This window comes from Neobacillus terrae, from assembly GCF_011393025.1.
In the GTDB taxonomy this organism is placed as follows: domain Bacteria; phylum Bacillota; class Bacilli; order Bacillales; family Cytobacillaceae; genus Neobacillus_A; species Neobacillus_A terrae.
Window position 1 is genome coordinate 82464 of sequence record NZ_JAAOEO010000004.1, and the last position, 13043, is coordinate 95506.

12 protein-coding genes are annotated in these 13043 nt (G+C 40.1%); 2 read left to right on the forward strand and 10 right to left on the reverse strand.

Annotated features, from left to right (window positions below):
* Positions 1–69: 69 nt before the first annotated feature.
* The 9 genes from dnaK to gpr all read right to left on the reverse strand — a co-directional run bounded on the left by dnaK (position 70) and on the right by gpr (position 10528).
* Positions 70–1905 (reverse strand): molecular chaperone DnaK, encoded by a 1836-nt coding sequence (gene dnaK / locus G8761_RS07080; RefSeq protein ID WP_166025060.1) that lies wholly within the window; start codon positions 1903–1905, stop codon positions 70–72.
* A 34-nt stretch (positions 1906–1939) separates the two neighbouring features.
* Positions 1940–2542, reverse strand: coding sequence for a nucleotide exchange factor GrpE (gene grpE / locus G8761_RS07085; RefSeq protein WP_243449931.1), 603 nt, complete (start codon positions 2540–2542; stop codon positions 1940–1942).
* 155 nt (positions 2543–2697) lie between these two features.
* Positions 2698–3732 (reverse strand): heat-inducible transcriptional repressor HrcA, encoded by a 1035-nt coding sequence (hrcA, locus tag G8761_RS07090; protein WP_166025519.1) that lies wholly within the window; start codon positions 3730–3732, stop codon positions 2698–2700.
* Between the two features lie 240 nt (positions 3733–3972).
* On the reverse strand, positions 3973–5115 hold the full coding sequence (gene hemW, locus G8761_RS07095) for a radical SAM family heme chaperone HemW (RefSeq protein ID WP_166025064.1): 1143 nt from the start codon (positions 5113–5115) through the stop codon (positions 3973–3975).
* Positions 5116–5377: 262 nt separating this feature from the next.
* On the reverse strand, positions 5378–7213 hold the full coding sequence (gene lepA, locus G8761_RS07100) for a translation elongation factor 4 (RefSeq protein WP_166025066.1): 1836 nt from the start codon (positions 7211–7213) through the stop codon (positions 5378–5380).
* A gap of 187 nt (positions 7214–7400) precedes the next feature.
* Positions 7401–7733: a DUF3679 domain-containing protein gene (locus tag G8761_RS07105; RefSeq protein ID WP_166025068.1), complete on the reverse strand. Its 333-nt coding sequence runs from the start codon at positions 7731–7733 to the stop codon at positions 7401–7403.
* Positions 7734–7748: 15 nt separating this feature from the next.
* On the reverse strand, positions 7749–8957 hold the full coding sequence (gene spoIIP, locus G8761_RS07110; protein WP_166025070.1) for a stage II sporulation protein P: 1209 nt from the start codon (positions 8955–8957) through the stop codon (positions 7749–7751).
* 123 nt (positions 8958–9080) lie between these two features.
* Positions 9081–9209, reverse strand: coding sequence for a hypothetical protein (locus G8761_RS27615; RefSeq protein ID WP_275940686.1), 129 nt, complete (start codon positions 9207–9209; stop codon positions 9081–9083).
* 194 nt (positions 9210–9403) lie between these two features.
* Positions 9404–10528: a GPR endopeptidase gene (gene gpr, locus G8761_RS07115; RefSeq protein WP_166025072.1), complete on the reverse strand. Its 1125-nt coding sequence runs from the start codon at positions 10526–10528 to the stop codon at positions 9404–9406.
* A gap of 231 nt (positions 10529–10759) precedes the next feature.
* Between gpr and rpsT the strand changes: the two genes are divergently transcribed.
* Entirely contained in the window at positions 10760–11020 is a 261-nt protein-coding gene (gene rpsT, locus G8761_RS07120) for a 30S ribosomal protein S20 (RefSeq protein ID WP_166025074.1), read from the forward strand.
* 421 nt (positions 11021–11441) lie between these two features.
* Here the strand turns inward: rpsT and holA are convergent, their stop codons facing one another.
* The gene (gene holA, locus G8761_RS07125; RefSeq protein WP_166025076.1) at positions 11442–12458 is read right to left on the reverse strand and encodes a DNA polymerase III subunit delta; all 1017 of its coding nucleotides are present in this window, start codon (positions 12456–12458) and stop codon (positions 11442–11444) included.
* A 367-nt stretch (positions 12459–12825) separates the two neighbouring features.
* Here holA and G8761_RS07130 point away from each other — a divergent pair, with 367 nt between their 5' ends.
* Positions 12826–12960, forward strand: coding sequence for a YqzM family protein (locus tag G8761_RS07130; RefSeq protein WP_027319982.1), 135 nt, complete (start codon positions 12826–12828; stop codon positions 12958–12960).
* Positions 12961–13043: the final 83 nt, after the last annotated feature.

Below are 13043 nucleotides of genomic sequence, written 5' to 3' on the forward strand. Positions count from 1 at the left end.
TGCCCCTATATCATAGAAAAAGTCAAAGTCATTAGTGCTGACTTTGACTTTTCCTTATCTGCTAAATGATTATTTGTCGTCTTTTACTTCTTCAAAATCTGCATCAATAATGTCATCAGACTTGCTGCCAGCAGCTCCCTGATCTTGTGCTCCCTGCTGTGCCTGGGCTTGCTTAGCTGCCTCTTCGTACAGCTTAACAGATAGATTTTGAACAATTTCCTGCAATGCGTCTTTTTTGGTACGCATTTCGGCAAGATCGTTCGTTTCAATCGCTGCCTTAAGAGCATCCTTTGCTTCGTTTGCTTTTGCAACTTCGGCTGCATCTACTTTGCCTTCAAGGTCCTTCAATGTTTTTTCGGTTGTAAACACCAGCTGATCTGCTTCATTACGAAGCTCAGCTTCTTCCTTGCGATTCTTGTCAGCTTCAGCATTTTCCTCAGCTTCTCTTACCATTTTTTGAATTTCATCATCTGATAATCCCGTAGAAGATTTAATAGTAATTTGCTGCTCTTTATTAGTGCCAAGATCTTTCGCACGTACGTTTACAATTCCGTTTTTATCGATATCGAATGTTACTTCGATTTGTGGTACACCACGTGGTGCTGGTGGAATATCGCTTAACTGGAAGCGGCCAAGTGTTTTATTGTCCGCAGCCATTTGACGTTCGCCCTGCAATACGTGAATATCAACAGCTGTTTGGCTATCTGCAGCAGTTGAGAAAATTTGTGATTTAGAAGTTGGGATGGTTGTATTTCTGTCAATCAATCTTGTAAACACTCCGCCCATTGTTTCAATACCAAGTGATAGCGGAGTTACGTCTAGCAATACAACATCCTTAACATCACCTGTAAGAACGCCGCCCTGGATAGCTGCACCCATTGCAACAACCTCATCAGGATTTACACCTCTATGAGGCTCTTTACCAGTCGCTTTTTTAATTGCTTCCTGAACAGCAGGAATACGAGTTGATCCGCCAACAAGAATGACTTTATCGATATCTGCGGAAGTTAATCCAGCATCAGACATAGCCTGACGAGCTGGTCCCATTGTACGTTCAACAAGGTCTGCAGTAAGTTCATCAAACTTAGCTCTTGTCATAGACACGTCAAGGTGAAGCGGACCGCTTGCACCTGCAGTAATAAATGGCAAGGAAATCTGTGTAGAAGAAACACCAGAAAGGTCTTTCTTTGCCTTTTCTGCAGCATCCTTCAGGCGTTGAAGCGCCATTTTATCCTGTGAAAGGTCAATACCATTTTCTTTTTTAAACTGGTCTACCAAATAATCAATGATTTTTTGGTCAAAGTCGTCACCGCCAAGACGGTTGTCACCTGCAGTTGCCTTAACCTCGAAAACGCCATCTCCCAGTTCAAGAATGGATACGTCAAAAGTACCACCGCCAAGGTCATAAACAAGAATGGTCTGATCTTCTTCCATTTTGTCCAAACCATATGCCAGAGCTGCTGCTGTAGGCTCGTTAATAATACGTTCTACTTCCAGTCCTGCAATTCTGCCGGCATCCTTTGTTGCCTGACGTTCTGCATCATTGAAGTAGGCTGGTACTGTAATTACAGCCTTTGTTACAGGCTCTCCAAGATAATCTTCAGCATAAGACTTCAAATATTGAAGGATAATAGCAGATATTTCCTGTGGAGTATATCCTTTACCTTCAATGTCTTCCTTATGAGCTGTACCCATATGGCGTTTAATTGAAATAATAGTATTAGGGTTAGTAATGGCCTGACGTTTTGCCACCTCACCAACCTGACGCTCTCCATTTTTGAAAGCTACAACAGATGGAGTTGTACGGTTTCCTTCTGGATTTGGAATAACTTTTGGTTCTCCGCCTTCAAGTACGGCTACGCATGAGTTGGTTGTACCAAGGTCGATACCAATGATTTTGCTCATATTGTTTTCCTCCCGACAAAATATGTAAGTTCGTTTATTGGGTTACTTTTACCATGGATGGACGGATTACTCTGTCCTTCAAAATATAACCCTTTTGGAATTCATCAATAACTGTATTCGGCCCGTAGTTTTCATCATCAGCCTGCATAACAGCCTGATGAAGATGAGGATCAAACTCTTTTCCCACAGATTCAATAGGTTCCACGCCTTCTTTTTTCAATGCATCCAGAAGACCTTTATAAACCATTTCCATTCCCTGAAGCAATGACTTTGTCTGTTCATCTTCTGTTTCAACATTAAGCGCTCTTTCAAAATTATCAAGAGCGGGCAGAAGATCGGAGATCAGGGATTGAGCTCTGTATTTCTCGCTTGCTTCCGCATCCAGCCGTGTGCGGCGGCGGAAATTATCGAAATCAGCCTGAAGTCTTAGCAAACGGTTTTCCGCTTCCTCAAGCTTTGTTGCCAATTGATTGTTCTTTTCTTCGGCCTGGCGAAGCTGCTCTTCCAGCCCTTCAGTCTTATCTAAATCCGCAGATTCTTCCGCTTCTCCAAAAATGGATTCAGCTTCAACCTCTTCGGTAAGTTCAGCATCTTCATTATTTAATTCTTCATTTAGAGTGTTTTTTTCTTCTGTCAACTTACTCACCTCCCTTAAAGCAAAACTTTTCACTAAAATCTTTAAAAGATACCTGGTACCAAAAGATCCAGGCATTTAAAATTTTACGGGTAAAAGCTAATAGTCATGTAAATGGGTGGAATAAGGTATTCCACCCTTAAACAATATTTCCAGCGTTATCTGGTTTGATACAATTTTGATAAAAGTGATGATAAATCCTTGCTTAAGAATTCAAGCAGGCCAATAACACGAGAATACTCCATCCTGGTTGGACCCAGGATCGCGATGGTGCCAAGATTTTCTTTGCCAGCAGAATATGTGGCAGTTATCAGACTGCAATTTTCCATCGCACTAATATCATTTTCCCTGCCAATCTTAACATTAATCCCGATTGGATTTTTTCGTATTAAATCAAAGACCCGGTCTTCTTCCTCGATCATGTTTAGAAGACTTCTTATTTTAGAGATATCATTATGAAATTCAGGCTGGCTCAGCATATTGGTTTTTCCGCCAAAGAATAATTTTTCACTTACAGGCATTTTGAAAGCCTCAGCGATACCATATAGCAGAAAATCGTAGTTGTGGATATGCTGCTTTAACAGCATGGCCACTTCTTTAAAAATCTTATCATTAAGTACTTCGAGCGGCACATTGGTCAAACGTTCATTTAGAATATTAACCGTCTTTTCCAGATCTGAAGGGTCAATTGCAGGAGGCAAATGGAATGTCCTGTTTTCGACATGTCCTGTATCCGTAACTATGATCGCAATAGCCGTTTCTTTATTTAAAGGGATTATCTGAATCCTTTTAAGTTTATTAATGCTAGCGGCAGGGCCGAGCACAATGGAAGTATAGTTGGTTAATTCTGACAGAATTTTTGCCGACCTTTGAATAATCTTTTCAAATTCATAGATTCGCTCTGCAAAAATGGACTTTATTGTCGTAATATCCTGTTGGTTCAGCCTTTTTGGCGACAGCAAATGGTCGACATAATAGCGATAACCCTTTTCCGACGGAACCCGCCCTGAGGAAGAATGGGTCTTTTCAATAAAGCCCAATCCTTCAAGATCAGCCATTTCATTTCGGATTGTTGCCGAACTAAAAGAAATCTCTTCTTTTTTCGACAAAGACCTTGAGCCGACAGGTTGTGCAGATCGAATAAAGTCATCAACAATTACCTGGAGAATCAACAATTGACGATCTGTTAACAACATTCATCACCTCTGTTAGCACTCCTATGAACCGAGTGCTAAATCTAATAATAAATTATCAAAAAAGGTGGGAAGGTGTCAATGATTTCATATCAAGAAATACAGATGGAAATTCGGAAAATATTCCCGGTCCCGCTAAGCCTCATTTTATCAACAGCTTTCTAGATTCTAGAAGTGATGAAAGCTAAAGGAAAAGCGTAACAGAATATTGTTCTTTAATTTATAAGCTTGCTTCAAACTCTAATTTGACACTCCTAAAAACATTTGGAAGACTTCATTGCCAAGCATTCGTCCTTTATGACTTAAAAAGACCCTTCCATCCTCTATTTCAATCAAGCGTCTTTCAAGTAGTTGTTTAATTTCTTTGCCATAGGTCATCATGAGATCCCGATTAAATTTATCTGTAAACCCTTGAATGGAAACGCCTTCTGTTTTCCTGAGGCCAAGGAACATTTCTTCCTCCATTTTTTCAGGGAGGGTCACCCGATGTTCATCTAATACAGGCAAATTTCCACTGCTAATTTGGTCCATATATTTCTTCAACGGACCTATATTGGAATTTCTCCAGCCATCCGTATAGCTATGTGCTCCGGCCCCAAATCCAAAGTATTCCTCATTGTTCCAATAAGTAAGATTATGCCGGCTTTCGTATCCAGGAAGGGAAAAATTACTGATTTCATATTGTTTAAAGCCGTGTTTAGCCATTTCTCCCATTAATAATTCATACATGGCTGCTTCGATATCTTCACCAGGAAGAGGAAGTTTGCCCTTTCGCATTAGATTATAAAAAACGGTTTTCGGCTCAATGATGAGAGAATAGCCAGAATAGTGCTGTATACCAAGACTGAAGGCTGTTTTTAATGATTCTTTAAAATCATCATACGTCTGGCCCGGGAGACTGTATATTAAATCAATACTTATATTTTCAAAGCCTGCATTTTTCGCCTTTTCTATCGTGTTAAATACATCCTTAGCTCTGTGAACGCGTCCAATTGATTTTAGTAATTCATCATTAAAAGTTTGAACTCCGAGACTGAGCCGATTTACTCCTGCATCCTTTAGGACTTTTAGTTTTTCAAATGAAAGATCACCAGGATTAGCCTCAAAGGTAAACTCTGCTCCGGCAGCCAATTTTAAATTCTTGTGGATACTGTTGCATAGCTGTTCCAATTGCCTTTCATTTAAGGAGGTTGGCGTTCCTCCGCCTACAAAAATGGTTTGAAGCGGTCCTGAACCGTATTTTTGCAGTGTAAGCTCCATCTCCCTGTCCATCGTCTTTAAATATTCATCAACAGGCTGTCCCTTGAGGAATACCTTGTTAAAATCACAATAATGACAAATATGCTCACAAAACGGTATATGGATATATGCTGCCTGTATCATGCTTTCACTTCCCTATATTCTTCACTTTTTCAACCTTATTCTTCGACTGGCTTAACCGTCGGATTTCTTACTAGGCCTCACTGCGGGCCCCTGGGAGCACGTTTTTCCGCAGGGACACTAAGCTGGCATCCTCTAAATTAGCACCGGACAAATGCCTTTTACACATGCCTTTTACAACCAGCCCCACTGCTTAACAGAGTCTTTAATAAAAAAAGAGGCTAGAATCCCTGAAGCAGGTAAGTCTAACCTCTCTCTATAGACTTTATTTCTTTGGATTGGTATCATCCATTTTCAATACGGCCATAAAGGCTTCCTGAGGCACTTCTACGGATCCAACCTGTTTCATCCGTTTTTTACCTTCTTTTTGTTTTTCTAATAGTTTACGTTTACGGGATATATCTCCGCCGTAACATTTAGCCAGAACGTTTTTGCCCATCGATTTAATGGTTGATCGAGCAATGATTTTTTGGCCAACCGCTGCTTGGATAGGTACCTCAAACTGCTGTCTTGGAATTAATTCTTTCAGCTTTTCTACGATAACCTTTCCACGCTCGTAGGCAAAATCGTTGTGAACAATAAAACTCAAGGCATCTACTTTCTCCGAATTAAGCAGAATGTCCATTTTGACAAGCTTGGAAGGCTTGTACCCTATTAACTCATAATCAAATGAAGCATAGCCTTTTGTGCTTGATTTTAATTGATCGAAGAAATCGTAGACTATTTCCGCCAGCGGCAATTCATAAACAATGCTGACACGATTCTGATCAAGATACTGCATATCACCAAAGATTCCCCGTTTTTGCTGACAGAGTTCCATAATCGCTCCTACATAATCATTAGGTGCCATCATCGTTGCTTTTACGTATGGCTCTTCAACCCGGTCAATTTTCTGAGGATCAGGTAAATTAGAAGGATTATCCACACTAATTTCAGTGCCGTTAGTCATTATAACGTGATAGATAACGCTTGGGGCTGTTGTAATTAAATCAATCTTAAATTCGCGTTCAATACGCTCCTGTATAATTTCCATGTGCAGCAAACCTAAAAATCCGCATCGGAATCCAAATCCCAATGCCTGGGAGGTTTCAGGCTCAAACTGTAAAGCTGCATCATTCAACTGAAGCTTTTCAAGAGCATCACGCAAGTCATTAAACTTTGCAGTATCGATTGGATATAGTCCGCAATAAACCATCGGATTCAATTTACGGTAGCCAGGTAATGCCTCAGTTGCACCATTTTTAGCATTTGTAATCGTATCACCGACTCTTGTGTCCCCTACATTTTTTATTGCTGCTGTAAGGAACCCAACATCACCAACCGTCAATTCATCGCATAAAGTAGTTTTTGGCGTGAATACTCCAACTTCAATTACTTCAAATTCTTTTCCGGTTGCCATCATCTTAATTTTGTCACCGGCTTTTACTGACCCTTCCACTACTCGGATATAGGCAACTACTCCACGATAAGCATCGTATAGAGAATCAAAAATCAGTGCTTTCAAAGGTCCCTCAGGATCTCCAGTTGGGGCAGGCACATTTGCAACAACCTGTTCCAAAATATCCTCAATACCAATTCCCTCTTTTGCGGAAGCTAATACTGCTTCTGAAGCATCTAGTCCAATTACTTCTTCAATTTCATTTCGAACTCTTTCCGGGTCGGCACTAGGGAGGTCAATTTTATTGATGACCGGTAAGATTTCCAGGTCGTTATCCAATGCCAAATATACATTAGCAAGTGTCTGTGCCTCAATTCCCTGTGCAGCATCTACAACAAGGACTGCTCCTTCACATGCCGCAAGGCTGCGGGATACCTCATAGGTAAAGTCGACGTGCCCCGGGGTATCAATCAGATGAAGGATATATTCTTCTCCATCCTTAGCTGTATATTTTAGCTGAACAGCATTTAATTTAATTGTAATGCCCCGTTCCCGTTCCAAATCCATGGAATCCAGAAGCTGAGCTTTCATTTCTCTCGATGATAAGGCATTTGTTTTCTCGAGGATTCGGTCGGCAAGAGTAGATTTGCCGTGATCAATATGGGCTATTATGGAAAAATTTCTTATTTTGGATTGTCTTTTAAGTTTATCTTCTCTATTCATGGTAGTTCACTCCTACTATACTCGCACAATGTACACTATTTTTGATTATATCAGCACGGTTGTGAAGATTCAACGAAAACCCAAATTCCCTCTTTTTCCACCTACCACTTTTTAAGGAAGCACTTTTTTCGTCATTATTAAAAAAGTGGTGCATCAGCTGCACCACTTTTGAATTTTGAATTCTTATTTATTCTCCTGTTATGGAGTTTATTAGTTTTTTCGAAGCTGAGGATATTCCCTTTGTAATTTTTTTACCCGTAACAGAGAAAAGATTCGAGCCCTGTATTTCTTCAAGCTGCTGTTTTTTCTCCTTAAGGTCATGTGCTGTAATTTCGTTTCCCAAAAGGGAGGCATTTTTTTCACCGTTCTCACCATTCTCCAGGCCAGCGGCTTTTGAGAATCCCTCAGCCTTATAGCCTTTCATTTCATGGATTCCGTCATTGGCTATCTGCATCCCAGCCAAAACTGAAATAAACATGAGAGCAGCAGTCAAAAGACTTTTTAACATAAACTTTTTCACAACAAGCGCCTCTCTTTACTGTTTTGTTTTATTTTCAGTTCCGCCAGTGCCATTTACCTTTTCTGCCTGCCAATAATACTCGGCAAAAACGTCGGCAAGAGCCTCGGCTGATCGATTTAATTCTTCAAATGTATTATCCACACCGCCAAATTCAATTAAAAGTGATTTCCCATTTAAATCTTGATTGTATTTTCCGTTTGACCCCGGATCCTTTTTAAGGATAACTCCCCAGCTAAGACCCTTGTATTTTTTTTCAAGAAGACGATGAAGGTCTGTAGCAATTTTTTGATTTTGTTCATAATTGGGGTTTTTTCCCCCGATAACAAAGGAAAGTTTGGCATATGCTTTGCCATTTATCATAACTGTTGTTTGATCTTTTCGCCTCGAATCCCTGTGAATGTCTATAATATACTGTAAATCCCTGTTGGAGGTCATCGCGGCTTGGACCAAAGGTCTTGATTCCTGATAGGCTACTGGCATCTTCAATCCTTTTTTCACAAAGTTACCCATTACATCAGTTTTATCTTCAGCAGTTCCAATTCCCCTTGATTCAAGGCTTTCCTTAAGTTTATCTCCTACCATGGTTACATTGATTTTGGAGTGGTAAGCCAGGTTAGGATTAGTTACTCCTTTTAGATACGGCAAATAGGATTCCCGGTTATGGGTGAAATAAAGATAAACTACTTTTCTTCCTCCAGTTGTTTGTGAAGGGGCTGGAGATGAGGTGCTATCATTAGGTTTATTTAGGCTGTCCAAATTTTGCAGGGAAGCTTCACGTTCAGCCTCCATAATTTCAACAGGCGGTGCTGATTCCATTGGCATGTTAGTATAGTTGGCCCCTTCGCCAGCAACAAGAATTTGCCCGTCAAATTGGTCGAAGCCGGGAAGTTCACGGCCCAGAAGGCTGCGCGGATCATTTAAATTAATATTTGATGATAGTTTAAAAATAAGGTTGGCCATTTTTGGCCCTGCGGTTATGTCTCTTTCTAATTTCAGAAAATGGTGGTTTTCCCAGCCCATTAATTGATAGAGCAATTCACCATTAACACTATTGGCCGCTTCGTTTACAGAGGATGACGCAGGTCTGTATTGGGGCTTTATAGAAGTCAAAAGCCCGCTGATTGAAAAAATAAAAAACATAAACAACAACAGAAGCCCTACTAATTTTAGAATGGTTGTCCCTTGTATTGCTACAAAAGTGCCGGATATCCTAGTCTGTTTCATGATTCCACCTCTCAAAACAATTCTAGTAAATCATATGACGTTACTAGATTTGGCAGAACCATTTATTAAGAGATTCGGAAATATCTCTGGCAGAATCCATTGGAAAACAATATGTAAGCTCTTTTATTTTTTTATAACCATTGGGGTAACCAGTGTTTCCTTTGTTACCCCTTTTTCCTCTTTTGTGCCATTTGGGGTCATTAACCCCTCTTTAGTTACCCCTTTTTCCTCTTTTGTGCCATTTGGGGTCACTAAATGCCTTTTTAGTTACCCCTTTTTCCTCTTTTGTGCCATTTGGGGTCATTAAACGCCTCTTTAGTTACCCCTTTTTCCTCTTTTGTGCCATTTGGGGTCATTAAACGCCTTTTTAGTTACCCCTTTTTCCTCTTTTGTGCCTGGGGTCACTATACCCTCATCTATCAGCAATAGGATGACAGTTCAATAAGCTATCTGGTCATAAACCCAGTGTTATCCTGATCAATAGCATGATGAAGAGATGAATTAAGTCCTGATGCAATTAAATTAGCCATATCTTCAATAAAGACATCAACCTCTTTAGGTGTAACCATTAAGTTGTGGCCAAGAGGTGAAAGAACCTCGTAAATTAGTCTGCGTTTCTCTTCTTCCTCCAATGTCCCAATGATCCCTAGGAAAGTTTTCCTATGGTGCTCTTCAGGCATGTCTTCCTCGGTAAGCTTTTTTCGTTTTCCAAAGTTCATCCCAGCTGGTGCCAAGGCTCGGGAAGGACGGTCCCCTTCTTTTAGCTCCTTGCCAAAATGTTTTAAAATAAAATCGATTGTATCACTGGTGATTGAAACTGCATCGACTACTGTTGGAACACCAATGGCTATTACAGGTATCCCTAGAGTCTCCTTACTAAGTTCTTTCCGCTTATTACCTACACCTGAGCCAGGATGAATTCCGGTATCCGATATTTGTATTGTGGAATTAACCCTTTCAATTGAACGTGAAGCAAGTGCATCAATTGCAATAACAAAATCTGGCTTTGTTTTTTCGACGACACCAAAGATGATGTCACTAGTCTCAATTCCAGTCAAACCCATAACTCCAGGTGCCAAGGCGCTTACAGGCCGATAGCCTTCTTCAACGCTTTGCGGCTGCAGTTCAAATAAATGGCGGGTAACAAGGAGATTTTCACAAACGATCGGACCGAGGGCATCAGGCGTTACATTCCAGTTTCCCAGACCTACGACTAGGCACGAAGCATCTTTACTAATGCCAATACCAGCTAAGAATTTTGCAAATTCCTCAGCGAAAATTTTTTCTACCTTTTGCTGAAGCTCACTATTCTGGTCTCTAATGCCAGTTACTTCTATTGTCAGGTAACGCCCGGCTTTTTTCCCGATCTCCTGAACTCCCTCTGGCGTAATTTCAACCATTGAAACTTTTATATCATCTATATCTTTCTCTTTAATAATTACCCCATTTATCTGTGAAAGATTATCCTGTTCCTGTACAGTGGAAAATCTTTGTGCTAACGCCATTTCATTTGCCTCAATGGCAAGGTCGGTCCTGACTGAATACTTACTTAAATCCAGAGAGTCTTTCATGTATTACATTCCCTCCATTCCATTCTTTTAGAAAAAATCCAGAAACTATTTCCTATCATTGCCTTTTTCCAAAAAAACATTCAGGGATTCCACTTATGTTTTCAAGCAAATTAGCCCTATGGTATTGCAATATGTGCGGCTGTTTGATAAAATATCATTTGTTCTGATAATAATTGTGAATGTTTAAAGTCGAGTTCATATAGTCTCGATTCTTTGTAGGAGGTGAATGGAATGCCAAACATTAAATCTGCTATTAAGCGTGTTAAAACAAGCGAAGATCGTAACGCTCAAAATACAACTGCTAAATCTGCAATGCGTACTGCTGTTAAAAAAGCTGATGCTGCTGTTGTAAACAATGACAGCGCGGTTGCTAAAGAAGTATTTGCAGAAGCTGCTAGAAAATTAGACAAAGCTGCAGCAAAAGGTCTAATCCATAAGAATGCTGCTGCTCGTAAAAAATCTCGTCTTGCTAAAAAAATCAACGCTCTATAATATAGCGTTCGTTAAAAAAAAACGATTCCCTTCGGAATCGTTTTTTTTATTATTGATTGAATAAAGGTTCAAACTTAAGAAAAGCGCAAGCGCCCGTTCAGCGAAGCAACTACCTGAGTAAACTTCCTGTAATGGCTTCTCTGAATAGACGACATGCAGCTTTGCGACGAGCTGAACATAAGCTTCCTTGAAAAAGCTGTGGCGCAGGAGCACTTGAGTTCGATGTTGACTTATCGTAGGGAGAAGCGGGTTGGACACTAGCTGCACCAAGTATCACCTACGGTCATATTTGATGCAAGATACTCAAGGAAGATTTACAGAGATGAAAACTCGCTGGGCGCTGGAGCTAGACAATTTAAAAGGGTAAAACTTAATACTTTTGTATCAATTCAAAAAACCCGGCTGCCGCCGGGTTCGCAATTTATCTTTTTAACTTGAACAAAAACAGCTCTACAAGAAGCGATTTATTCATACCGCCGGTTTTCATTTGATAATCAGCCTCAGCCAAGGTTTCCATTATGGCTGCTAGTTCTTCATCCGTAAACTTTGCAGCCTGTCCTGCGGCCAGTTTGACCCTGAAGGGGTGTACTTTCAGATACCCTGCCATCTGCTGTTGGCCATACCCTCTTCTCGAAAGCTCTTTTACCTGGTAAATTAACCGAAACTGTCCGGAAAGAAGAGCTAATATTTTTATTGGCTCTTCGTTCTGTTTCAAAAGATCGTAATAAATTCTTAGGGCCTCATCCATTTTACGCTGAACAACTTTTTCAATTAGAGTAAAAATATTCTGTTCAAGTGACCTTGCAACAAGCTTTTCAACAAGTTCCGCATCAATTATTGGCTCCTCTTTCGGATACAAGGCAAGCTTATCGACTTCACTGGCAAGCATGAACATATTGGTACCTGATAAAGAGATCATTAGTTCAACGGCTTCAGGCTCTATTTCCACTCCATTTGAGTGTGCTCTTTCTTGAATCCATTTCTTCAGTTCATGCTCATTAAGCTTTTTCGCTTCTACTGTAACAGCTTTTCTCTTCAGCTCCTTTGTAATCTTTTTCCGCTCATCTAGTTTTTCATAAGGTGCCGAGATTACAATAACAGAATAAGGTGCAGGCTCTTCAAGATAACGCTCAAGCCGAGATAACTGGTGTTCTGTTTTTTCCTTTACTTTTTCAGACGTTAAAAAAGCAGGATTATGTAAAAAGATTAGTTTTTTTTCACCCAGGAAAGGAAAAGTTTCAGCATCTTCCAAAGCAATTTCTATGGGTGTCTCTTCAAGATCATATACCGACAGATTAAAATCTTTTTCATCTTCCTCTAAAACCTGATTAATTAGCAGCTGCTTTGTTTCATTTATCAGGAACGCTTCCGGTCCATATACTAAATATATGGGAGCAATTTGTTTTTGCCTTATTTGTTTCCAAACATCTATTACCATATGTCAATAAGCTCCCCCTGTTTCTCCGAATAACACATACTAATGGTAAAGAAGCTTGGACATTTTGACAAGGGTTAATTCTTCAAAAATCAGGGTAAATTCAGCTTTACCAAGAACTTCCGTTGGAATCAAACCAAGAGGGAACTGACCTCCCTCACGGAAGCCAATTCCCGATCTATAGTGAACGCCGGCAAAATGAGTCCCGGGAACTTACTCTGGCGGCGGGATTCCTGATGTACTTTTATTTTTAGCCAACAGACTAATAAGTATTTGTGTTAACTCTTGTCAGTAAAGGAAAACCGCAAGGGGATGCTAGATTTTTTTTTTCGAATGTCTTATACTATAATGGAAATAGGAGGGGTAGATTATGAACGAATTTGAAAAAAACGTTCAGAGCAAGCGTAATGACGCTATTGATTCAGGTGTAGGCTTTGGCGTTTCATTCGGCTTCTTTGCTCTAATGTTTATCATCGCAACAGTAATCAAACTTATCGGATCCTGATATCAAGCTACATAATGAAAATTGCGGAGACTGCATATTAGATGTGGTCTCTTTACTTTTCGCCACTAACCTGTTCTGCTATA